Origin of the sequence: Pseudomonas sp. PB105, assembly GCF_009764655.1 — a bacterium.
Lineage (GTDB): Bacteria > Pseudomonadota > Gammaproteobacteria > Pseudomonadales > Pseudomonadaceae > Aquipseudomonas > Aquipseudomonas cyclaminis.
The window spans coordinates 277,405-299,560 of record NZ_RWIO01000092.1 but is presented as its reverse complement, the minus strand read 5'-3'; the positions used below and the strand labels follow the sequence as shown (position 1 = coordinate 299,560).

General features: G+C 60.7%; 17 protein-coding genes and 1 tRNA gene. 4 read left to right on the top strand and 14 right to left on the bottom strand.

The window, feature by feature from the left end; translation table 11 throughout:
* Positions 1 to 350 precede the first annotated feature (350 nt).
* Together pncB and nadE are read left to right on the top strand one after the other, a co-directional pair.
* On the top strand, positions 351 to 1,565 hold the full coding sequence (gene pncB / locus EJD88_RS23070; RefSeq protein WP_099583657.1) for a nicotinate phosphoribosyltransferase: 1,215 nt from the start codon (positions 351 to 353) through the stop codon (positions 1,563 to 1,565).
* Positions 1,566 to 1,568: 3 nt separating this feature from the next.
* Positions 1,569 to 2,396 (top strand): ammonia-dependent NAD(+) synthetase, encoded by an 828-nt coding sequence (gene nadE, locus EJD88_RS23065; RefSeq protein ID WP_158879121.1) that lies wholly within the window; start codon positions 1,569 to 1,571, stop codon positions 2,394 to 2,396.
* 135 nt (positions 2,397 to 2,531) lie between these two features.
* Here nadE and azu read toward each other — a convergent pair whose 3' ends face one another.
* Entirely contained in the window at positions 2,532 to 2,978 is a 447-nt protein-coding gene (azu, locus tag EJD88_RS23060) for an azurin (RefSeq protein WP_158879120.1), read from the bottom strand.
* A 332-nt stretch (positions 2,979 to 3,310) separates the two neighbouring features.
* On the opposite strand from azu, the gene EJD88_RS23055 reads away from it, so the two are divergent.
* A complete protein-coding gene (locus EJD88_RS23055) occupies positions 3,311 to 3,493 on the top strand; it encodes a hypothetical protein (protein ID WP_099583660.1) in 183 nt (60 codons plus the stop codon).
* A gap of 46 nt (positions 3,494 to 3,539) precedes the next feature.
* Here the strand turns inward: EJD88_RS23055 and EJD88_RS23050 are convergent, their stop codons facing one another.
* From EJD88_RS23050 to rnr, 13 genes are all read right to left on the bottom strand, one after another.
* Positions 3,540 to 4,430 carry a transglutaminase family protein gene (locus EJD88_RS23050; RefSeq protein WP_112193143.1) on the bottom strand — a complete coding sequence of 297 codons (891 nt, stop codon included), beginning with the start codon at positions 4,428 to 4,430 and terminating at the stop codon, positions 3,540 to 3,542.
* Positions 4,430 to 6,916 (bottom strand): circularly permuted type 2 ATP-grasp protein, encoded by a 2,487-nt coding sequence (locus tag EJD88_RS23045; RefSeq protein WP_112193141.1) that lies wholly within the window; start codon positions 6,914 to 6,916, stop codon positions 4,430 to 4,432. The genes EJD88_RS23050 and EJD88_RS23045 overlap by 1 nt, the downstream gene beginning before the upstream one ends.
* A gap of 148 nt (positions 6,917 to 7,064) precedes the next feature.
* Positions 7,065 to 10,355 (bottom strand): DUF2126 domain-containing protein, encoded by a 3,291-nt coding sequence (locus tag EJD88_RS23040; RefSeq protein WP_158879119.1) that lies wholly within the window; start codon positions 10,353 to 10,355, stop codon positions 7,065 to 7,067.
* A gap of 187 nt (positions 10,356 to 10,542) precedes the next feature.
* Positions 10,543 to 10,992 carry a hypothetical protein gene (locus EJD88_RS23035; protein ID WP_158879118.1) on the bottom strand — a complete coding sequence of 150 codons (450 nt, stop codon included), beginning with the start codon at positions 10,990 to 10,992 and terminating at the stop codon, positions 10,543 to 10,545.
* Positions 10,989 to 11,909, bottom strand: coding sequence for an NAD synthetase (locus tag EJD88_RS23030; protein ID WP_112193135.1), 921 nt, complete (start codon positions 11,907 to 11,909; stop codon positions 10,989 to 10,991). Before EJD88_RS23030 ends, EJD88_RS23035 begins: the two co-directional genes overlap by 4 nt.
* A gap of 209 nt (positions 11,910 to 12,118) precedes the next feature.
* Positions 12,119 to 14,422, bottom strand: a complete 2,304-nt coding sequence (locus EJD88_RS23025; protein ID WP_099583666.1) for a YgiQ family radical SAM protein — start codon at positions 14,420 to 14,422, stop codon at positions 12,119 to 12,121.
* A gap of 98 nt (positions 14,423 to 14,520) precedes the next feature.
* Positions 14,521 to 15,915, bottom strand: coding sequence for a replicative DNA helicase (dnaB, locus tag EJD88_RS23020; protein WP_064450415.1), 1,395 nt, complete (start codon positions 15,913 to 15,915; stop codon positions 14,521 to 14,523).
* 110 nt (positions 15,916 to 16,025) lie between these two features.
* Positions 16,026 to 16,472 carry a 50S ribosomal protein L9 gene (rplI, locus tag EJD88_RS23015; protein ID WP_003171376.1) on the bottom strand — a complete coding sequence of 149 codons (447 nt, stop codon included), beginning with the start codon at positions 16,470 to 16,472 and terminating at the stop codon, positions 16,026 to 16,028.
* Between the two features lie 18 nt (positions 16,473 to 16,490).
* Entirely contained in the window at positions 16,491 to 17,384 is an 894-nt protein-coding gene (locus tag EJD88_RS23010) for a hypothetical protein (RefSeq protein ID WP_158879117.1), read from the bottom strand.
* Positions 17,385 to 17,420: 36 nt separating this feature from the next.
* Positions 17,421 to 17,651, bottom strand: coding sequence for a 30S ribosomal protein S18 (gene rpsR, locus EJD88_RS23005; protein WP_003171373.1), 231 nt, complete (start codon positions 17,649 to 17,651; stop codon positions 17,421 to 17,423).
* A 29-nt stretch (positions 17,652 to 17,680) separates the two neighbouring features.
* On the bottom strand, positions 17,681 to 18,103 hold the full coding sequence (gene rpsF / locus EJD88_RS23000; RefSeq protein ID WP_003171371.1) for a 30S ribosomal protein S6: 423 nt from the start codon (positions 18,101 to 18,103) through the stop codon (positions 17,681 to 17,683).
* Positions 18,104 to 18,413: 310 nt separating this feature from the next.
* Entirely contained in the window at positions 18,414 to 19,169 is a 756-nt protein-coding gene (gene rlmB / locus EJD88_RS22995; protein WP_099583668.1) for a 23S rRNA (guanosine(2251)-2'-O)-methyltransferase RlmB, read from the bottom strand.
* Positions 19,166 to 21,799, bottom strand: coding sequence for a ribonuclease R (rnr, locus tag EJD88_RS22990; protein WP_112193131.1), 2,634 nt, complete (start codon positions 21,797 to 21,799; stop codon positions 19,166 to 19,168). Before rnr ends, rlmB begins: the two co-directional genes overlap by 4 nt.
* A 224-nt stretch (positions 21,800 to 22,023) precedes the next feature.
* Here rnr and EJD88_RS22985 point away from each other — a divergent pair.
* Positions 22,024 to 22,110, top strand: a tRNA-Leu gene (locus EJD88_RS22985).
* Positions 22,111 to 22,156 lie beyond the last annotated feature (46 nt).

The window sequence follows — 22,156 nt, the reverse complement described above, 5'->3', positions numbered from 1 at the left end:
ACAACTTCCAGTGGATGCTGAATCTATGGCAAATGGGCTGTTGTGGTGAGCGGGCTTGTCCCGCGCTGGGCTGCGAAGCAGCCCCAATAACAAACACCGCGTAGCATCAGCAAGAACCCGATCACCTAGTTTTAGGGCGGCTTCGCCACCCAGCGCGGGGCAAGCCCGCTCACCACAGTGTTATGTGTAAGCCTTTGAGAGTTGTGTAGATACCCATGCCCCGATGAGGCCAGTAGCCACACCAAAAAAAATCACTGGCAAAACCCCACGGGTCTATGCGCCACTAGCCCCCTTCCTTAATTGTGCGTAAAGGCCGGCGCCCAACGCCGACCCGTCTGGAGATTCCCGTTATGAGCGAGAGTGTGTTTGCCGATCGCATCGTGCAGAACCTGCTCGACACCGACTTCTACAAGCTGACCATGATGCAGGCGGTGCTGCACAACTACCCGAACGTGGAAGTTGAATGGGAGTTTCGTTGCCGTAACAGTGAAGACCTGCGCCCCTACCTGGCGGAGATCCGCTACCAGATCGAGCGCCTCGCCGAGCTGAGCCTGAGCCCGGACCAATTGGGCTTCCTGGAACGCATCAGCTTTATGAAGCCGGACTTCCTGCGTTTCCTCGGGCTGTTCCGCTTCAACCTGCGTTATGTGCAGACCGGCATCGAAAACGGCGAGTTGTTTATCCGCCTGCGCGGCCCGTGGCTGCATGTGATCCTGTTTGAAGTGCCGATGCTGGCCATTGTCAGCGAAGTGCGTAACCGCTACCGCTACCAGACCGTGATCCTCGAACAGGCCCGCGAGCAGCTGTACCGCAAGTTCGACTGGCTGACGGCGAATGCCAGCAGCGAGGAACTGTCGGAACTGCAAGTGGCCGACTTCGGCACGCGCCGGCGCTTCTCGTACCGGGTGCAGGAAGAAGTGGTCACTGTACTCAAGCACGACTTCCCTGGGCGCTTCGTCGGCACCAGCAACGTGCACCTGGCCCGCGAGCTGGACATGAAGCCCCTGGGCACCATGGCCCACGAATGGATCATGGCCCACCAGCAACTCGGCCCGCGCCTGATCGACAGCCAGATCGCCGCCCTCGATTGCTGGGTCCGCGAATACCGGGGCCTTTTGGGCATTGCCCTGACCGACTGCATCACGACCGATGCATTCCTCGGTGACTTCGACTTGTACTTCGCCAAGCTGTTCGACGGCCTGCGCCACGACTCCGGTGACCCGGTGCAGTGGGCCGAAAAAGCCATCGCCCACTACCACAAGCTGGGGATCGAGCCGATGAGCAAGACCCTGGTGTTCTCCGACAGCCTGTCGCTGCCCAAGGCCCTGGAGATTTTCCGGGCGCTGCGCGGTCGCATTAATGTGAGCTTTGGCATCGGCACCAACCTGACCTGCGATATTCCAGGGGTGGAACCGATGAGCATCGTGCTTAAAATGACCGCGTGCAATGGCCAGCCCGTCGCCAAAATCTCCGATGAAGCGGGCAAGACCCACTGCACCGACCCGAATTTTGTCGCCTATTTGCGTCATGTTTTCAAAGTACCTGCCATTTCCAGCAAGGAGTGAATCATGCAAGCCGTACAGCGTGAGATTGCGCAGCAACTCAAGGTGCAAGCGCCGTTCAACAACCAGGCCGACCTTGAGGCCGAAGTGGCCCGCCGCGTGGCTTTTATCCAGGATTGCCTGCGCAACTCCGGGCTCAAGGCATTGGTACTGGGCATCAGCGGCGGCGTCGATTCCCTGACCGCCGGCCTGTTGGCCCAACGTGCGATGCAGGACCTGCGCGCCAGCACCGGTGATGAGGCTTACCGTTTTATCGCGGTGCGCCTGCCCTACGACACCCAGTTCGACGAAATCGACGCCCAGGCCTCGGTGGACTTTATCGAGCCGGACGAGCGCCACACCGTGAACATCGGCCCGGCGGTGAAAGCCCTGGCCAGTGAAGTGGCTGCGTTCGAAGGCAAGGCGGCGGTGTCCCGCGATTTCGTACTGGGCAACACCAAGGCGCGCATGCGCATGGTGGCGCAATACACCATCGCCGGCGCGGCCGGTGGCCTGGTGATCGGCACCGACCACGCGGCGGAAGCGGTGATGGGCTTTTTCACCAAGTTCGGTGACGGTGCGTGCGACCTGGCGCCTTTGAGCGGGCTGGTGAAGAACCAGGTGCGTGCGATTGCACGGCACTTTGGCGCGCCGGAATCGTTGGTGGAGAAGATCCCGACTGCCGACCTCGAAGACCTGTCGCCAGGCAAGCCGGATGAAGCGTCACATGGCGTGACCTATGCGGAGATTGACGCGTTCCTGCACGGTGAAGCGGTGCGCGAGGAAGCGTTCAGGATTATCTGCGAGACGTATCGCAAGACTGAGCACAAGCGGGTGATGCCGTTTGCGCCTTGAGGTGAGTCAGGCAGTTTTGTAGTGACTGTCAGATAGTCATCGGGGGCAAGCCCCCTCCCACCTTTTGAAATGCGATCCAATGTGGGAGGGGCGGTGCGACGATTCGACTTGCCCCCGATGAACGATAACGCGGTCTTACTTGACGACCACCGTGCCTTTCATCATCGAGATGTGGCCTGGGAACGAGCAGAAGAACGCGTAGTCGGTTCCGGCGGCCAGCTTCGACACATCGAACGTCACCGAATCTTTCTCGCCGGCACCGATGATCTTGGTGTGGGCGATGATGCGGTCGTCACCTTCTTTCAGGTAGTTCTTGTCGATGCCAGCGGCCATGCCTTCAGTGGCAACGGGTTGCATGTTGGCGGCAGTGGTCAGCACCCAGTTATGGCCCATGACGTTTTTCGGCAGGTTGCCGGAGTGAGTCAGTTCGACAGTGAACGTCTTGCAGCTCTTGTCGATCACGACTTCCTTGGTATTGAAGGACATCTGGTCAGTGGAGTCGACGGTGACCTTGCACTCTGCGGCAAGCAACTGGCCGCTCGCCAGAGTCAGCAGGGAAACAGCAACGAGTTTGGCAAACATGTGAATCTCCAAGGCAGGGTTTAAAAAACGCGGATTGCGATAAGGGTGCATCAAACAGGCTTGAATTCTTATGATCTGAATCAACAGATTGTATACAACTTTAGGCTATCAGACTTATCAACACAATCTACCAGCCAAAGTCGCAGTACCTCCCTATGATCGGCCCATTACCCACTGGAGTCCGAACCATGCGCCTCAATCACCTGTTCAATGGCCTGCTGGCCGCGTACGCCTGCGGTAAGTGAAGGCAAAGCGCGCTGCTAAGCTGCTACCATAGCGACCCAAGGCAGCTGCGCGCCGCCACCCTCACCTTCGACCCTAGAGGATCGCCCATGGCCAAACCTAATTACTCCTTCGCCAAACGTCAGAGAGACTTGGCCAAGGAACAGAAGAAAGAGGAAAAACTGCAACGCAAGAAAGCCGCTGCAGACGAAGAAGCCGGCGCACTGAACCCGGACGTCGATGCTGAAGAAACGAGCGACGAGACTGAAACACCAAAGGATCCGGCTGAATAATTTCTTTTGTGGTGAGCAGGCCCACCCTGCTCACCCTCCTCAACCGCTACTCCAGCGGCATCACCGTCACCCGCACCTCCGGGTCATGGCTCCCTCCCCCCAGAATCACCCCACGCAACGGCGACACATCGGAAAAGTCCCGGCCCCAGGCCAGGGTGATGTGCTCCAGTGCCGGCTGCACATTGTTCGTCGGATCAAAATCGACCCAGCCTGACACCGGGCAAAACACCGAGACCCACGCATGGGACGCGTCGGCGCCGATCAGCCGTGGCTGGCCGGGCGGTGGCTGGGTGAGCAGGTAACCGCTGACATACCGCGCCGCCAGCCCCCGCGAGCGCAGGCAGGCAAGCATCAGGTGGGCGAAGTCCTGGCACACGCCACGACGGCGCTCCAGCACTTCCACCAGCGGCGTGGCGACCTGGGTGGCTTCGGCATCGAAAGTGAATTCGCTGAAGATCTTTTCCATCAACGCCTGCACGCCCAACAGCAACGGCTCACCGGGCGGGAAGCAACTTTCGGAGAACTCGACGAAGGTTTTTTTCAGGTGCACGTAGGGCGATTCAAAGCGATACCGACAGGCTTCGATTCGCTCAGCCGTCATCGGCTGGCTGCTGTAGGTCAGGCTGTCACGGGTCTGATCCCAGGCCGGTGACTGCTGGAAATCCAGCGCGGGCCGCGCCAGTACTTCCACGGTCAGCCCGGCGTTGACCAGTAGTTCATCATGGGGCCGTTCGAACGCCAGGCGAGTGATCGGGTTGCCGTACACGTCCAGCTCATCGCGGCGCGAGGTCGGCTCCGGGCTGATATCCAGTTGCTGCGAGGTACAGCGCTGCCAGGCACAGGGCCGTGGCCATAAGTGCGCCAACTGCTGGGCCAGGGACACCGGGCTGTCGTAGTGGTAGTGGGTATCGTGAAAAATCTGATAGCGCGCGCTCATTACACCGACACCGTTTGCTGGCTGACATCATCCACATGGGCAAAATGGCGCAGGGCCAGGCGATCCGACACTTGACCGCTTTCGTCGGCCACCGCTTGCAGCAGGTCGGCCAAACCGTCCAATGCGGCACGTACGCCGGACTCGCCAAACAGCGGGTTCTCCAGGCAGCCCAGGTCGAAACGCGCCAAACGCTCCACCAAGGGCGCCAGCCCGGTTTCCCGTGGGACACCGAAGTCGTCATTAAGGCGACGCACGGTGCGGCTGACCAGCTTGAGCTGGAACAGCACCGCATGAGGGTTCTGCTCATCCAACAGCAGCAGGTCGAGCACGGGGATCAACTGCGGCACCGCCAGGTAGCGCGAGCGGTAGGTGATGCTGCTGTTACCCAGCTCCAGCAACCACTCCAGCCCCGCCTGATCGAACACCGCCACACCCCGCAGGAACGCTGCCAGGCTACTGCTCAAGAACTGCAGGCGCTCGATGCGCCGCCCCATCATCAGGAAACGCCAGCCTTCGTCACGGGTCATGTCGTCCAGGGCAAAGCCGGACAGCGCCGCCAGGGACATCACCAGGCGGTTGAGAAAATCGAGTAACTCGCCAAAGTCCGGCGCTTCACGTTCCAGCTCCATGGCTTCGCGTTGCAGCTCCACCAGCGCCTGCCAGTTCTCGCGGGACAACTTGCCACGCACCTGGGACGCCGCCCACTGCAAGCGTTGCAGGTTGGCGCGCAGGCTCGATGGCCAGTCGTCGCCGAGCAATGCGCCAAGCAGACGCTCAGGCAATTCGCCCTCTTCGGGCAGCAGGCGCAGGTTTTCGCCCAACTCCACCGCCGCCTGCAACGCCAAGGGATCGTCGCCGTCGACGTAACGCGCCAGCACGATACGCAACCAGCGCGCGCTGTTATCGCAGCGCTCGCAATAACGGCCAAACCAGAACAGGTTTTCCACCACCCGTGACGGCAGATAAGGATCGCGGCGCACCAGGTCGTGGGCACCAATCGTGCGCTGGGCACGCCACTGCTCGCCACCGGCGGCGCGCTCGCCGAGTACCCAGGTGTCCTTGCTCGCACCGCCGCGCTGCATCGACACCACTTCGGCATCGGCCTCGGCGGCCACGCGGGTCAGGCCTCCGGGCAATACGCGATAGCCCTCGTCACTGGCCACCGCGTACACACGCATGCCGATGGCGCGGTGCTGCAGGTGGTCATCCACGGTGTGCCACACCGGCGCCTGGGACAGTTGCGCCAGCTCCTGAGCGACATAGGCGTACGGCCGCGCCCGCATGCGTTCGGCCAGGGCGTCGCGTTGTTCATCGTTCAGATCGCGACCGAATACCGGGGCGAAACTCTGCGAGGGGAACGCGGGTTTGATCAGCAGCTCCGGCAGTTTCTCCAAGGCTTCGGCGAGCACCGGCGCTTCGCCGCACCACCAGGTGGCGATGGACGGCAGGATCAGTGTTTCGCCGAACAGGAATTCGTTGATCTTCGGCAAAAAGCCGAGCAACCCAGGGGATTCCAGCACGCCGCTGCCCAGGGCATTGGCCACCAGCACATTACCCTGGCGCACGGCATCCAGCAGGCCCGGCACGCCGAGGGCCGAGTCGGTGCGCAGTTCCAGCGGGTCACAGAAGTCATCGTCCAGGCGCCGCATGATCGCGTGCACCCGGCGCAGGCCGCTGAGCGTCTTGAGGAACACGGTGCTGTCGCGCACGGTGAGGTCGCCGCCTTCCACCAGCGGGTAGCCGAGCTGGCGCGCGAGGTAGAGGTGTTCGAAATAGCTTTCGTTGAAACGGCCAGGCGTGAGCAGCACGATCAGCGGTGGCTGGTCATCGCCGGGAGCCTGGCGGGCCAGGGTTTCCTGGAGCGTGCGGAAGAAGCCGGTGAGGTGCTGCACCTGCAAGTCGCGGTACAAGTCCGGGAAGGCGCGGGACACGATGGTGCGGTTTTCCAGCGCATAGCCGGCGCCCGACGGCGCCTGGGTACGATCGGCCGTCACCCACCAACGCCCATCCGGTGTGCGCGCCAGGTCAACCGCGTACAGGTGCAGGAAGGCACCGTCGGGTGGCTGGATACCCTGGCACGGCCAGAGGAAATTGTTATGCCCGAACACCAGCTCCGCCGGCAGCAGGCCTTCCTTGATCAAGCGTTGCGGGCCATACAGATCGGCGAGCACCGCATTGAGCAGGCGTGCCCGCTGGGCGATACCGGCCGACAGGTGCTGCCACTCATCGGCGGCCAGCACATGGGGCAGCAGGTCCAGTTCCCACGGACGATCGGCGCCCTTGGGATCGGCGTAGACGTTGTAGGTCACGCCGTTTTCCTGGATCTGCCGCGTCAGCAGCGCCTGGCGCTGGGCCAGTTGCGCGGGGGTGCTGCGTTGCAGGTGATCAAGCAGGCGCTGCCAATGGGCACGCACCGCGCCACTGCCATCCAGCAGTTCGTGATAAGTGCCCGCAGTCAGCGGGTAACGGTCGAGCAAGTCGGACATGGAACGCTCGGCAGAGGCAAAGGGGCTCAGATTAACTCAACAAACACTGCAAATCCCCTGTGGTCGCCGGGCTTTTGTGGTGAGCGGGCTTGCCCCGCGCGAGGCAAGCTCGCTCACCACAAGAGCCCAGGGCACAGTGAAATCGCATTCAGTCTTTTTTATTGGAGAAACGTCGTAGATCCAGAGTCATCGGCAGCTCGTCATTAATCTCCAGGTTTGGCACCGGCAGTTTTCCAGGCGTATGCCCCAAGCGGAAAAACCGCTCCTGCCGCCGGCTCTCAGCGCCGTTGGCATTCACCGGCAAGCTGTCGTAATTGCGTCCGCCCGGATGCGCGACGTGGTACTGGCAACCGCCCAACGAGCGTTGCATCCAGGTGTCGAGCAGGTCAAACACCAACGGCGCGTGCACCGGGATGGTCGGTTGCAGACAGTTGGCCGGTTGCCAGGCGCGGTAACGCACGCCCGCGACAAACTCGCCGACGCGCCCGGTGGGTTGCAGCGGCACCGGGATGCCGTTGCAGGTCAGCAGATAGCGTTGCGATGGCAACCCGCTCAACTTCACTTGCAGGCGCTCCAGGGACGAATCCACATAACGCACCGTGCCGCCTACTGCGCCCTCCTCGCCCAGCACGTGCCAGGGTTCCAGGGCCTGGCGCAGTTCCAGCTCGATACCGCTGACGGCGTAATCGCCGACCTTGGGGAAACGAAACTCCAGATGTGCGGCGAACCATTCGGCGCGCAGCGGGTAACCGGCGGCGTTGAGTTCGACGATCACGTCGGCAAAGTCCTGCTCGATAAAATGCGGCAGCAGGAAACGGTCATGCAACTCGGTGCCCCAGCGCGCCAGTTTCGGCGGCGCGTAAGGCTCACGCCAGAACCGCGCCACCAGCGCCCGCAGCAACAATTGCTGGGTGAGGCTCATGCGCGCATGGGGCGGCATTTCAAAGGCGCGCAGCTCCAGCAGGCCCAGGCGGCCAGTAGCGCCGTCGGGCGAGTACAGCTTGTCGACACAGAATTCGGCGCGGTGGGTATTGCCCGTCACGTCGATCAGCAGGTTACGCAGCAGGCGATCCACCAGCCATGGCGGGCATTCTTCACCCGGCTCGGGCATTTGTGCGAAGGCGATTTCCAGCTCATACAGCGCATCGTTGCGCGCTTCATCCACCCGCGGCGCCTGGGAGGTCGGGCCGATAAACAGGCCGGAGAACAGGTAGGACAACGATGGGTGGTTATGCCAATAGCTGATCAGGCTGCGCAGCAAATCGGGGCGGCGCAGGAACGGCGAATCCTTGGGCGTGGCGCCGCCGAGCACAAAGTGGTTACCGCCGCCGGTGCCGGTGTGGCGGCCGTCGATCATGAATTTTTCGGTGGTCAGGCGAGTCTGGCGAGCCTCTTCGTAGAGAAACTCGGTGCGCTCGACCAACTCATCCCAGGTCGCAGACGGCTGCACATTGACCTCAATCACGCCTGGGTCCGGCGTGACCCGGAAGTTGCTCAGGCGCATATCGAACGGCGGCTCGTAGCCTTCCAGCAGCACCGGGCAGTGCAGCTCTTCAGCGGTGGCTTCGATGGCGGCCACCAACTCCAGGTAATCCTCGACGCGCTCCAGGGGCGGCATAAACAGGTACAGCCGCCCTTCACGGGCTTCGGCACACAGCGCGGTACGGGTCAGCCAGTCGGCGGATTCATCCACCTCTGGCACACGGTCCTCGCTCGGCGCGGGTTCGCCGTGGCTTTGCAATTGCGCGGTGGTCGGCAGCTGCGGTTGATCCTGATTGGGATCGGTGGGATGCACGAACGGATACTCCGCCGCCGTCACCCACGGCTGCGACGCCAGTGGCAGGCGATAGCCCAGCGGCGAATCCCCCGGCACCAGGCGGCAGTGATTATCGCGCAGGTACCAGCGCCCGCTCTGCCAGCGGTCATTGGCGGCGGTGCGCGCCAGCGGCAGCACTTGGCCGATGATTTTATCCAGGCCCTGGCTGAACACTTTGCGCAGGCGTTCACGCTCCAGGTCATCATTCAAACGAGGGTCTTGGGCGGTGACGTTCTGTGGCAACGCACCTTCACGCCACAGGTAGTAAAAATTGTCTTCAAAGGCCGGGAACACAAAACGCGCCGGCAACTTGAGGCGCTCGGCCACACTGGCCAGGAAACGCCCGGCCATCACGCCATCCGCACCGTAGTCCTCTTGCTCATCGGCAATCAGCGCGCTGTTGTGCCAGATCGGCACACCGTCTCGACGCCAGTAACAGTTGAGCGACCAGCGTGGCAGTTGCTCGCCGGGGTACCACTTGCCCTGGCCAAAATGCACCAGGCCCTTGGGCGCGTAGTGCTTGCGCATGCGCTGGAACAGCTCGGCGGACAGGCGACGTTTGTTCGGGCCAAGGGCTGCGGTGTTCCACTCTGCGCCATCGGGGTCGTCGATGGATACGAAAGTCGGCTCGCCGCCCATGGTCAGGCGCACGTCGTCCTTGAGCAGGTCGCCATCAATCTGCCGGCCCAGCGCCTGAATCGCCAGCCACTGCTCTTCGGTGTAGGGCTTGGTCACCCGTGGGGCTTCCCAAATGCGCTCTACCGACATTTCGTGGGTGAATTCGCACTCGCACGGTTCCACCAAACCACTGATCGGCGCGGCAGACGATGGATCAGGACTACAGGCCAACGGGATATGCCCTTCACCGGCGAACAGCCCGGAGGTGGCATCCAGGCCAATCCAGCCCGCGCCGGGCAAATACACTTCGCACCAGGCGTGCAGGTCAGTGAAGTCCACCTCCGTGCCGGACGGGCCGTCGAGAGCTTTGACGTCGGCGGTGAGCTGGATCAGATAACCGGAGACAAACCGCGCCGCCAACCCCAGGTTGCGCAGCAATTGCACCAGCAGCCAGGCCGAGTCACGGCAGGAGCCGGAGGCGTTGTCCAGGGTGAACTCCGGGGTTTGCACGCCCGGTTCCATGCGGATCAGGTAGCCAATGTCATTGGCCAGGCGCTGGTTGAGCCCCACCAGGAAGTCCACGGCGGGCAACGGCGTGCGGTCGATGCCGGCCAGGTAGGCGGCAAACTTCGGCGTCAGCGGCAGGGTTTCCAGATATGGCGCCAGCTCACGCTGCTCATCGGCGGCGTAGCTGAAGGGGATTTTTTCGGCATAGGGTTCGAGAAAGAAGTCGAACGGGTTGAAGACTGCCATCTCAGCGACCAGGTCCACTTCGATCCGCAGTTCATCGGTCTTTTCCGGGAACACCAGGCGCGCCAGGTAGTTGCCTTGGGGGTCTTGCTGCCAATTGATGAAGTGCTGCTCGGGCAGCACTTTCAGCGCGTAGGACAAAATCCGCGTGCGGCTATGGGCGGCCGGGCGCAAACGCACGATCTGCGGGCCGAGTTCGACAGCCCGGTCATAGCGGTAATGCGTAACATGGTGCAACGCGACATGAATCGACACGGCGGCCTCCTGCGAGCCAGGGCATGGACACAACGCGCGCAAGACTTATGCCACTGCGGCGGTCATTGCGCTTTATCGTAAGACCCGGTGCAGTACAGCACCAAAACGGCGCCATCGCAGGTGCCGTGGTGCGAGGGTTGCACATATTTGTGGCGCACGTGCGAACGTAGGTGGTGAATCTACCCAGTCAGTGAGCTTTGCGTTGTGCAATGACGGCTTGGCGCAGGCGGCGGATTCCAACGAGTTTTGTACGCATCTCTCGTTGAACCTTGCTGTTAAGTGTCAACAATCCGAGGAACGGGAATAACAGCGCCAACCCATAGAGAACCTTATGAGGCTGGTACTGAACCATTGGAAATACAAACAGTAGACAGGCGACGTAGATACCGACCATCACCCATACCCAGGAGGGTCGGCCCCGCAAAATCATAAAGTTGCTATGGACCGTCAACAGAATGAGCAGCGCCCCGACCACTATGATCTTGAGCCCCACTTGAGCCATCGGCACATCCCGAAAATAGGTGACGAACGCCAGCGCCACAGCTAACGCCAACGAAAAGTACGCAGCGAATACGCCGCCAAGAAACGTCAGGAAGTAATGCCTGAAAAAGTCTCGCAACGTCATCAAGTCGTTCATTCGTTTATTTCCTCGTACACCCCTATCGCAATGGTGTTGACGTTTCCGGAGTACGCGCTCCCGCCAAACCCTACGCTGGCGCCCAGGACTTCTTTGATCTGGGTAGTGGTGCTGTGCTTGAGCTGCGCAGGGGTGAAACGCTTGGTGAGTTCACCCGACGCCTGCTTCAACTTGAGCATTTTTGCGCTCAAGCTCGGATGGTTGATGCTCAGTAGCTCTTTCGTGAGCTTGGCTCTTTCCTGTCGATTCAACCCGCGAAGCACGTCACGCAGGCTCTTACCCGTCGATGCTTTGGCGGCACTGACCAGCTTGACCGTCGTCAGGGCCGAAGCGCCCACGCCTGCCAGTGATACTGCGTCCAGCACAATGGAAGCATTCTGATACCAACCTTCACTGTCGAGCCAATCCTTTACCTCAGGTTTGGCTACCTCCAGCGCTGTTCGAGCAATGCCGTTGAAACACTGAAGCGAACTTGCACCGGCAGCCGCATACCCCACCACAACGATGACGGAACTGGCGCCGGCACTGAAAGGCACCAGAATCGTTCCACTGGCGATCGCAACCCAACTGATGACAGCGCCCAAGCAGGAGATTCCGGTATTTACGGATTCGCCAATCAGTCGGGACTCTCGAGGATTGCTCACGACATGTTGAGCAAACTGCGTCGGCGCAATGTACTTCTGCGCCTCGCGCAAGATGATGCGCTTGGGCTTGATGCTGCAGATCGGCTTGAACTCGCGCAGGGTGATGATGTTGAAATCGGCGTCGATGTACACCACGCCCGCGCCGACGATGCCGGGGTCGGCGTCGATGGCGGCGAACAGGCGCGGCAGGTTGATCTGGCTTTCGATGCGCTGGCGCGCCATGAACTGGGAGCGGTTGGAGTCCATGCCGATGCCGGCCAGGGGGTTGCCCATGGTTGTTCGTCCTTGAAAGTGAGGGTGGCAGATCGGGCCTCGTCGGGGGCAAACCCCCTCCCACATTTGGGTCTGTGAACACCGTCAGTGTGGGAGGGGGCTTGCCCCCGATAGCGATCTAATGGGCGCCACCTTACCAAACAGGCTCACCCCCGACCAGAAAGCAAAACGCCAGCACAAGGCTGGCGTTCTGCATATTCAAGCAGCGATCAACGCGGCACAACCGGCTTGCGCGCAGGCTTGCCGCCCTTGCCCTTGGCCGCATCGGTGCGCTCTTTGGCCGCCTGCTTGTTACGCGCCTGGGCCGCAGCCTTGGCCTGCTCACGCTTGTCCCACGGGTTGCTGCCGTCGCTGCCACGGGGCGGCAGGCCGGTGTGCTGGGTGAGAATCTTGGTGGTGGTTTCCTTGGCGACCTTGTGGCTGCCGGCCGGCGTCGAGTTCTTGCGCCGGGCACTCTGGTAGCTGTCGGTGGACGGCTGGTGCAGCGGGATCAGTTGGTCCTTGCCCGACCCGATCAGGTCGGCACGGCCCATGCGGGTCAGCGCTTCACGCAGCATCGGCCAGCCTTTCGGGTCGTGGTAACGCAGGAACGCCTTGTGCAGACGGCGTTGCTCCTCGCTCTTGACGATGGTTACCGCGTCGCTCTTGTAGGTGACCTTACGCAGCGGGTTCTTGCCCGAGTGGTACATCGCGGTGGCGGTGGCCATCGGCGACGGGTAGAACGCCTGCACCTGGTCGGCACGGAAACCGTTGCCCTTGAGCCACAGGGCCAGGTTCATCATGTCTTCATCGGTGGTGCCAGGGTGGGCGGCGATGAAGTACGGAATCAGGTACTGCTCCTTACCCGCTTCTTTGGTGTACTTCTCGAACATGCGCTTGAACTTGTCATAGCTGCCAATGCCCGGCTTCATCATCTGGTTGAGCGGACCTTCCTCGGTGTGTTCCGGGGCGATCTTCAGGTAACCACCGACGTGGTGCGTTACCAGCTCTTTGACGTATTCCGGCGACTCGACAGCCAGGTCGTAGCGCAGGCCGGAAGCGATCAGGATCTTCTTCACACCCGGCAACGCACGGGCGCTGCGGTACAGCTGGATCAACGACGAATGGTCGGTGTTCAGGTTCGGGCAGATGCCCGGGAACACGCACGATGGCTTACGGCACGCGGATTCGATTTCCGGGCTCTTGCAGGCGATGCGGTACATGTTCGCGGTCGGGCCACCGAGGTCGGAGATGACGCCGGTAAAGCCAGGGACTTTGTCGCGGATCTCTTCGATTTCGCGAATGATCGACTCTTCGGAACGGTTCTGGATGATGCGGCCTTCGTGCTCGGTGATCGAGCAGAAGGTGCAACCGCCGAAGCAGCCACGCATGATGTTCACCGAGAAGCGGATCATGTCGTAGGCCGGGATCTTTTCCTTGCCGTAAACAGGATGCGGAACGCGTGCGTAAGGCATGCCGAACACGTAGTCCATTTCTTCGGTGGTCATCGGAATGGGCGGCGGGTTGAACCACACGTCCACTTCGCCGTGTTTCTGCACCAGGGCACGAGCGTTGCCCGGGTTGGTTTCCAGGTGCAGCACGCGGTTGGCGTGGGCATAGAGCACCGCATCGCCACGGACTTTTTCCACCGACGGCAGGCGGATCACGGTCTTGTCGCGGGTCATGCGCGGGCTGGCCAGGATCTGTACGACCTTGGCTTCTTCCGGGTCATCCACCGGGCCTTTTTCCTGCTCGATGGCGCAGGCCTGGGTGTCCTGGGTATTCACGTACGGGTTGATGATCTTGTCGATCTTGCCCGGCCGGTCGATGCGCGTGGAGTCCACTTCGTACCAGCCGGCAGGCGTGTCACGGCGAATGAACGCGGTGCCGCGCACGTCGGTGATGTCTTCGATCTTGTGGCCCCACGACAGGCGCTGGGCAACCTCGACGATGGCCCGTTCGGCATTGCCGTACAGCAGGATATCGGCGGTGGCGTCGATCAGGATCGAGTTGCGCACGCGGTCCTGCCAGTAGTCGTAGTGGGCGATGCGGCGCAGGGAGGCTTCGATGCCGCCCAGCACGATCGGCACGTTCTTGTAGGCTTCCTTGCAACGCTGGCTGTACACCAGGCTCGCACGGTCCGGGCGTTTGCCCGCCATGCCGCCAGGGGTGTAGGCGTCGTCGGAACGGATTTTCTTGTCGGCGGTGTAGCGGTTGATCATGGAGTCCATGTTGCCGGCCGCGACGCCGAAGAACAGGTTCGGCTCGCCGAGCTTCATGAAGTCGTCTTTGGACTGCCAGTTCGGCTGGGCAATGATCCCGACGCGGAAGCCTTGGGACTCCAGCAGCCGGCCGATGATCGCCATGCCGAACGACGGATGGTCAACGTAGGCATCACCGGTGACGATGATGATGTCGCATGAATCCCAGCCAAGCTGATCCATCTCCTCCCTGCTCATCGGCAGGAATGGCGCAGGACCGAAACATTCGGCCCAGTACTTGGGATAGTCAAATAACGGCTTGGCTGTTTGCATGACGGTGACCGGTGTTGAGATGAAAAATCGCGGGCGCGGAATATAGCACAAATTTTGACCAATTCCGACCTTTGCAGTCGGAATTGGCGACGACGTTTTTACTCGTCGTCGAAGTTGTAACTGCCCGGCGCCAGGTTTTCGAAGCGGGTGTACTTGCCGATAAACGCTAGGCGCGTGGTACCGATCGGGCCGTTACGCTGCTTACCGATAATGATTTCAGCGATGCCTTTATGCTCAGTTTCCGGGTGATACACCTCGTCCCGGTAAACGAACATGATTACGTCAGCATCCTGCTCGATCGCTCCGGATTCGCGCAAGTCGGAGTTGATCGGGCGCTTGTTCGGCCGCTGCTCCAGGGAACGGTTGAGCTGCGACAGGGCAACCACCGGGCAGTTGAATTCCTTGGCCAGGGCTTTCAACGAGCGGGAAATCTCGGAAATCTCGTTGGTACGGCTGTCGCCGCTGGAACCTGGGATCTGCATCAGTTGCAGGTAGTCGATCATGATCAGGGCGATATCGCCGTGCTCACGCACCAAGCGTCGGGTCCGTGCGCGCATTTCCGACGGGCTGATGCCCGCCGTGTCATCGATAAACAGCTTGCGGTCGTTGAGCAGGTTGACCGCCGAGGTCAGGCGCGGCCAATCGTCGTCTTCCAGGCGACCGGCACGTACCTTGGTCTGGTCGATGCGACCGAGGGACGACAACATACGCATGATCAGCGATTCGCCTGGCATCTCCAGGGAGTAAACCAACACTGCCTTGTCGCTGCGCAACACGGCGTTTTCCACGAGGTTCATGGCGAATGTGGTTTTACCCATGGACGGACGGCCGGCGACGATGATCAAGTCAGACGGCTGCAGGCCGCTGGTCATGCCATCCAGGTCGGTGTAGCCGGTGGACAGACCAGTGATCGCGTTGTCGGTGTTGAACAAGGTATCGATACGGTCGATCGCCTTGGTCAGCAGGTCGTTGACGCTGACCGGGCCACCGGTTTTCGGCCGTGCCTCGGCGATCTGGAAGATCTGCCGTTCGGCTTCGTCGAGAATTTCTTCAGCGGTACGACCTTCCGGGTTGAAGGCGCTGTCGGCGATTTCGGTGGCGATGCCGATTAACTGGCGCAACGTGGCCCGCGCACGGACGATCTGCGCATAGGCCTTGATGTTGGCGACCGATGGCGTGTTCTTCGCTAGCTCACCGAGGTAACCCAGGCCACCCACTTGGGAGGTCTGACCCTCCTTGTCCAACTGCTCGGCCAGGGTCACCACGTCGATCGGCGAGTTCTGGTCGGCCAGCTTGGCGATGGCGCGGAAGATCAGGCGGTGGTCATGACGGTAGAAATCGCCATCCGAGACTTGATCCAGCACGCGTTCCCAGGCGTTGTTGTCCAGCATCAAACCACCGAGCACGGCCTGTTCGGCCTCGATGGAATGCGGCGGCACCTTCAGGGCAGCGGTTTGCAGATCGTATTGCTCAGGAGCGGAGATATCGTTCATGGCCACTTGGAATTTGGGGATCGTAAAAAAACAAAAGGCACGACCTGTAAACAGGATCGTGCCCGATGTTAACTGGCTGACACGCGAGGTGCCAGTCAGTTAGGTGCTGCTTAAGCTGCTACCACTACAACGCGTACGGTGGCTTCAACTTCAGCGTGCAGGTGCACGGCTACGTCGAATTCGCCTACGTTGCGGATGGTGCCGTTCGGCAGACGAACTTCGCTCTTCTGCACTTCAACGCCGGAGGCGGTCAGTGCATCAGCGATGTCGTGGGTGCCGATCGAACCGAACAGCTTGCCTTCGTCACCGGCGGTGGCAGTGATAGTCACTTCCAGCTCAGCCAGTTGGGCAGCGCGAGTTTCGGCCGAAGCTTTTTTGTCTGCTGCTGCTTTTTCCAGCTCAGCACGACGCTCTTCAAACGCAGCCAGGTTGGCAGCGGTTGCAGCGGTGGCTTTGCCGTATGGCAGCAGGTAGTTACGACCGTAACCGGCCTTAACGTTCACTTTGTCGCCCAGGTTGCCCAGGTTGGCGACTTTTTCCAGAAGGATCAGTTGCATGTGAAAATCCTCTAACTTTTAACCTTCACCGTTCGCGTTATCGGCGTCTTTCGGCGCCAGACGACCGCGAAAATCAATCAGGCCGTCGACAATGGCCAAGACCACGAGTAACGGATAGATCAGCTGCATGAACAGCAACAGCGTGACGTACAACCCCACCAGCCAGAACCTGGCCAGGCGCTTGCGCGCAACAAGCCCATGAATCAGGGCCAGCCCGGCAAACACCAGCGGTACGCTGCAAATCGGCGCTAACAAGGCCATCTGGGTCCCGAAGTTCGGTCCGATAACCATGCACGCCAGCAGCAACATCGCTGGTCCCGCGGGGATTCTGATACTGCGAAACTCGCGACCAAAACCACCTGGGTTGTACAACAACGCCTGCCAATAACGCCCAATAATCAGGCTCAGCACGCTGACGACCTGCAACAAAGCCGCAATCAGGCCGGTCAGGACCGGGGCAATCAGTGATGCAAACCGCGCTCGCTCATCTACCGACAATTGCTGGTAGAGATCCCCGAGGGCCAGCGGCAGGATCTTGACGATCTCCTGCGCCAGCGCCTCGATTTGCGGGCGGAAAGCCGCGCCAAGCATCACTGAGTACACCAACCCCAATGCCACGCTGACCAGCAGCGTGCGGACCCAGGACTCACTTGCGCGTAAAACCAACGCAAGGCTCGATGACCCCAGCAGTACCAGAAGTACCCGTGGATCACCCATTTGCAGCCACCAGATCAAGGCAGGCAACAAACCCAGGGCAAGAACGCCAAGAGCGTCCTTCAAACCGCGCCGCAGCAGCACAAGGCAACCTGCGGCAGCACCCAACCAATAAAGCAACGGCAATGCCGCACATCCAGCCACTACCAGAGTGGCCTGCACACGACCGCGCATGATGAACTCAGCTAAGGCGCGCATGCATTCAATCCCTTACTACTTGTCGACTGCCCGGTCTCAGCGGCCGTGGCTGTCGGTGTAGGCCAGCAGGGCCAGGAAGCGGGCGCGCTTGATAGCGGTGGCCAGCTGACGCTGATAACGTGCTTTGGTACCGGTGATACGGCTTGGAACGATTTTGCCGGTCTCGGATACGTAGGCTTTCAGAGTGTTGAGATCTTTGTAATCGATCTCCTTCACTTCTTCAGCGGTGAAGCGGCAAAACTTACGACGACGGAAGAAACGTGCCATTTGATAGGCTCCTTAATAAGGTCCGTGGATTACTCGTCAGCGTTATCGCTGCTGTCGCTGTCATCACTGTCAGCGCTATCAGCGCCTTCGTGCTCAGGACGGTCGCGACGCTCACGGCGCTCACTGCGGTTTTCTTCAGCCTTGAGCATCTCGGATTGGCCGGTAACGGCTTCTTCGCGACGGATGACCAGGTTACGGATCACTGCATCGTTGTAGCGGAAGTTGTCTTCCAGCTCGGCCAGGGCCTTGCCAGTGCACTCAACGTTCAGCATCACGTAGTGAGCCTTGTGAACATTGTTGATTGCGTAGGCCAGTTGACGACGGCCCCAATCTTCCAGACGGTGGATTTTGCCGCCGTCTTCTTCGATCAGCTTGGTGTAACGCTCAACCATGCCGCCGACTTGCTCGCTTTGATCCGGGTGGACCAAAAAGATGATTTCGTAATGACGCATGAATGCTCCTTACGGGTTGTAGCCTGCCGCTCAAAAACGGTCAGACAAGGAGTGAATGACACTTATGGATCTTGCCGCAGGGGAGGCACATGCGTGCCTGCCAGGTGGGCAAGGGGCGCAATTGTAGAGAAGGGGAAGAACGGGCGCAAGGTGATTGGTGATTATTTGAACAACCTTCCAAACACCACAAACCAAATGTGGGAAGGGGCTTGCACCCGATAGCTGATGGTCAGTGACATCATCTGTAACTTAACCACCGCTATCGGGGGCAAGCCCCCTCCCACATTTTGCATCTATGCCAGGCTCAGAATTACTTCTTGGCCTTGACCTTGACGCCACGCTGACGCCGGGCTTCGAACAGGCATACGCCCGTCGCCACCGACACGTTCAGGCTGCTGACGCTACCGGCCATCGGCAGGTGTACCAAATAGTCGCAATGCTCGCGGGTCAAGCGACGCATGCCCTTGCCTTCAGCACCCATGATCAAGATAGTCGGGCCGGTGAGATCCTGGTCATAAATACTGACCTCGGCCTCTCCCGCCGTACCTACGACCCACAGGCCACGCTGCTGGAGTTTCTCCAGGGTGCGCGCCAGGTTGGTCACGGCCACCAGCGGAATCACTTCCGCCGCCCCGCAGGCGACCTTACGCACGACGGGCGTCAGGGTAGCGGACTTGTCTTTAGGCACGATCACCGCCAGCGCACCGGCAGCGTCGGCCGAACGCAGGCAAGCGCCGAGGTTGTGCGGGTCGGTTACGCCGTCCAGGACCAGCAACAGCGGCGCGCCTTCGGTGCGGTCGAGCAGCTCGTCGAGCATGGCTTCGCCCCAGACCTGGCTCGGACTTACGTCCGCGACCACGCCTTGGTGAACGCCTTCAACCCAAACGTCCATTTCACGACGCTCGGCCTGGCCGATGGCGACCTTGTTCTGGGTCGCCAACTCGACCAGCGCTTGTACGCGCGGCTCGCTGCGACCTTCTGCCAACCACACTTGCTTGACACGCTTAGGGTGATGACGCAGCAGTGCTTCTACGGCATGGACGCCGTAGATTTTTTCCAGACTCATGACTTGGCCTTAGGTTTGCGCGACCCGCCGCTTTTCGCAGGGGCCGAACCCGCTTTTGGCGGGCCTTTACGGTGTTTACTTGGCTTGCTCGACGGCTTTTCCGCCCCGTGGGACTTTCCCCCAGACGCCGCTTTACCACCGCTTTTGGCTTCGTTGAGCAACTGCTGCTTCAACTCGCGGCTCTTGCGCAGCTCGGCGTTTTTCGCCGCTGCGTCGCTTGGGCGGTAGGCTTCGGGGGCCTTTTCCTTGACGGAGGAACGGCGACCGGCCTTGGCCGGCGCAGGCTCGGCGGTCGCTGCTTTCGCAGGAGCGCCTTTACCCTTGGTAGCCGGCGCGGCGGTTTCGCTGCCACGTTTTTTACGACCGACTGGTTCGGCTGGCTTGTCTGGCATACCGAAGTCGATCTTGCGCTCGTCGAGATCGACGCGCATGACCTGCACTTCCACGGTATCGCCCAGACGGAAGCTGCGACCGGTGCGCTCGCCCGCCAGGCGGTGATGCACAGGATCGAAGTGGTAGTAGTCACCCGGCAAGGCAGTGACATGCACCAGGCCTTCGACGTAGATGTCGGTCAACTCGACGAACAGGCCAAAGCCGGTCACGGCGGTGATCACACCCGGGAAGGTCTCGCCCACGCGGTCTTTCATGAACTCGCACTTGAGCCAGTTCACTACGTCACGCGTGGCTTCGTCGGCGCGGCGCTCGCTCATGGAGCACTGCTCGCCCAACTGTTCCAGGGCCGCTTCGTCGTACGGATAGATCCGTGCCTTCGGAATCGTCATGGCACCGGCGCGTTTGACGTGCGGGGTGTTCTGCTTGGAATGGATCACGCTGCGGATTGCGCGGTGCGTGAGCAGGTCCGGGTAACGACGGATCGGCGAGGTGAAGTGGGTGTACGCCTCGTAATTCAGGCCGAAGTGGCCTTGGTTGTCAGCGCTGTACACCGCCTGGCTCAGGGAGCGCAGCATCACGGTCTGGATCACGTGGTAATCCGGACGGTCCTTGATGCTGGCCAGCAAGGCCTGGTAGTCCTTCGGCGTCGGGCCGTCCTTGCCTTTGTGCAGGGACAGGCCGAGCTCGCCGAGGAAGGCACGCAGTTTTTCCAGACGCTCCGGCGGCGGACCATCGTGCACGCGGTACAACGCAGGAATCTCATGCTTTTTCAGGAACTCAGCAGTGGCCACGTTGGCCGCCAGCATGCATTCCTCGATCAGCTTGTGTGCATCGTTACGTGTGGTCGGGGTGATTGCGGCGATCTTGCGCTCGGAACCAAAGACAATCCGGGTTTCCTGGGTTTCAAAATCGATCGCGCCACGCACGTGACGAGCACCCAACAGCACCTTGTACAGCGAGTAGAGCTGCTTGAGGTGCGGCACGACGCCAGCGTATTCGGTACGCAGGGCCTTGGCTTCGCTGGTCTTCGGCGTTTCCAGGATGGTGCTGACCTTGTTGTAGGTCAGGCGCGCCTGGGAGTGAATCACCGCCTCGTAGAACTGGTAATCGGTCATTTCACCGGTTTTCGAGATGGTCATCTCGCATACCATGGCCAAACGGTCGACTTTCGGGTTCAGGGAGCACAGGCCGTTGGACAGCTGCTCGGGCAGCATCGGGATCACGCGCTCAGGGAAGTACACGGAGTTGCCGCGCACCTGGGCTTCGTTATCCAGGGCCGAACCGATCTTCACGTAGCTGGACACGTCGGCAATCGCGACGAACAACTTCCAGCCGCCGGAGAACAGGCGCAGCTTGCCAGGCCTGGCTTCGCAGTAGACCGCATCGTCGAAGTCGCGGGCATCTTCGCCGTCGATGGTGACGAACGGCAGATGACGCAGGTCGATGCGTTTTTCTTTGTCTTTCTCTTCCACTTCAGGCTTGAGCTTGGCGGCTTCCTTGAGCACGGCCTCAGGCCAGACGTGAGGAATATCGTAGGTGCGCAGCGCGACGTCGATTTCCATGCCCGGCGCCATGTAGTTGCCGACCACTTCAACGATATCGCCCTGAGGCTGGAAGCGCGCAGTTGGCCAGTGGGTGATTTTCACCTCGACGAACTGGCCGACCTTGGCAGCGCCATTGCGGCCCGGGGTGATCAGCACTTCCTGCTGGACCTTCGGGTTATCCGGCACCACAAAGCCGATACCGCCTTCTTCGAAGTAACGGCCGACGATGGACTCGTGGGCACGGGACACCACTTCGACGATCACGCCTTCACGGCGACCGCGACGGTCCAGGCCGGAAACGCGCGCCAGGGCACGGTCGCCATCGAACACCAGGCGCATTTGCGCTGGGCTCATGAACAGGTCGTCACTGCCGTCATCCGGGATCAGGAAGCCGAAACCATCACGGTGGCCTGCAATGCGGCCGAGGATCAGGTCGAGCTTGTCCACAGGCGCATAAGTGCCACGGCGGGTGTAGATCAGCTGAGCGTCGCGTTCCATGGCACGCAAACGGCGGCGCAGGGCTTCGAGCTGGTCTTCGGTGGTCAGACCGAATTCTTCAACCAACTGCTCGCGGCTAGCAGGCGAACCCCGATCGGCGAGGTGCGCCAGGATCAGTTCGCGGCTAGGAATAGGGTTTTCATATTTTTCCGCTTCACGAGCGGCCTCGGGATCGAGGGACTGCCAATCGGCCATTAGAGAGTTTTCACCTTGTCTATATGCGGGTTAGTTTGGCATACGCGTATTGAAACGGGAAATTTCAGGCATCAACAAGCGTTTAAAAGCCCTTTATGGCCCTCGGTGCGCACCTTGCACGACCATTGGCGAAATTTTCCAGGCTTTTTTCATGGCAGGGGTTTACAGCCTACAAGCCTCTCCGTATAGTGCGCGCCATCGACGACGGCAACGTTGTTGATGCTGCCCAGGTGGTGAAATTGGTAGACACGCCAGCTTCAGGTGCTGGTGATCGCAAGGTCGTGGAAGTTCGAGTCTTCTCCTGGGCACCAAATTCAGATCAAACCCGCGAAAGCGGGTTTTTTCGTTTCTGGGGTT

Coding starts and splice junctions, on each gene's coding strand:
- pncB (WP_099583657.1), top strand. CDS start 351: ATGAGCGAGAGTGTGTTTGCCGATCGCATCGTGCAGAACCTGCTCGAC.
- nadE (WP_158879121.1), top strand. CDS start 1,569: ATGCAAGCCGTACAGCGTGAGATTGCGCAGCAACTCAAGGTGCAAGCG.
- azu (WP_158879120.1), bottom strand. CDS start 2,978: ATGTTTGCCAAACTCGTTGCTGTTTCCCTGCTGACTCTGGCGAGCGGC.
- EJD88_RS23055 (WP_099583660.1), top strand. CDS start 3,311: ATGGCCAAACCTAATTACTCCTTCGCCAAACGTCAGAGAGACTTGGCC.
- EJD88_RS23050 (WP_112193143.1), bottom strand. CDS start 4,430: ATGAGCGCGCGCTATCAGATTTTTCACGATACCCACTACCACTACGAC.
- EJD88_RS23045 (WP_112193141.1), bottom strand. CDS start 6,916: ATGTCCGACTTGCTCGACCGTTACCCGCTGACTGCGGGCACTTATCAC.
- EJD88_RS23035 (WP_158879118.1), bottom strand. CDS start 10,992: ATGAACGACTTGATGACGTTGCGAGACTTTTTCAGGCATTACTTCCTG.
- EJD88_RS23030 (WP_112193135.1), bottom strand. CDS start 11,909: ATGGGCAACCCCCTGGCCGGCATCGGCATGGACTCCAACCGCTCCCAG.
- EJD88_RS23025 (WP_099583666.1), bottom strand. CDS start 14,422: ATGCAAACAGCCAAGCCGTTATTTGACTATCCCAAGTACTGGGCCGAA.
- dnaB (WP_064450415.1), bottom strand. CDS start 15,915: ATGAACGATATCTCCGCTCCTGAGCAATACGATCTGCAAACCGCTGCC.
- rplI (WP_003171376.1), bottom strand. CDS start 16,472: ATGCAACTGATCCTTCTGGAAAAAGTCGCCAACCTGGGCAACCTGGGC.
- EJD88_RS23010 (WP_158879117.1), bottom strand. CDS start 17,384: ATGCGCGCCTTAGCTGAGTTCATCATGCGCGGTCGTGTGCAGGCCACT.
- rpsR (WP_003171373.1), bottom strand. CDS start 17,651: ATGGCACGTTTCTTCCGTCGTCGTAAGTTTTGCCGCTTCACCGCTGAA.
- rpsF (WP_003171371.1), bottom strand. CDS start 18,103: ATGCGTCATTACGAAATCATCTTTTTGGTCCACCCGGATCAAAGCGAG.
- rlmB (WP_099583668.1), bottom strand. CDS start 19,169: ATGAGTCTGGAAAAAATCTACGGCGTCCATGCCGTAGAAGCACTGCTG.
- rnr (WP_112193131.1), bottom strand. CDS start 21,799: ATGGCCGATTGGCAGTCCCTCGATCCCGAGGCCGCTCGTGAAGCGGAA.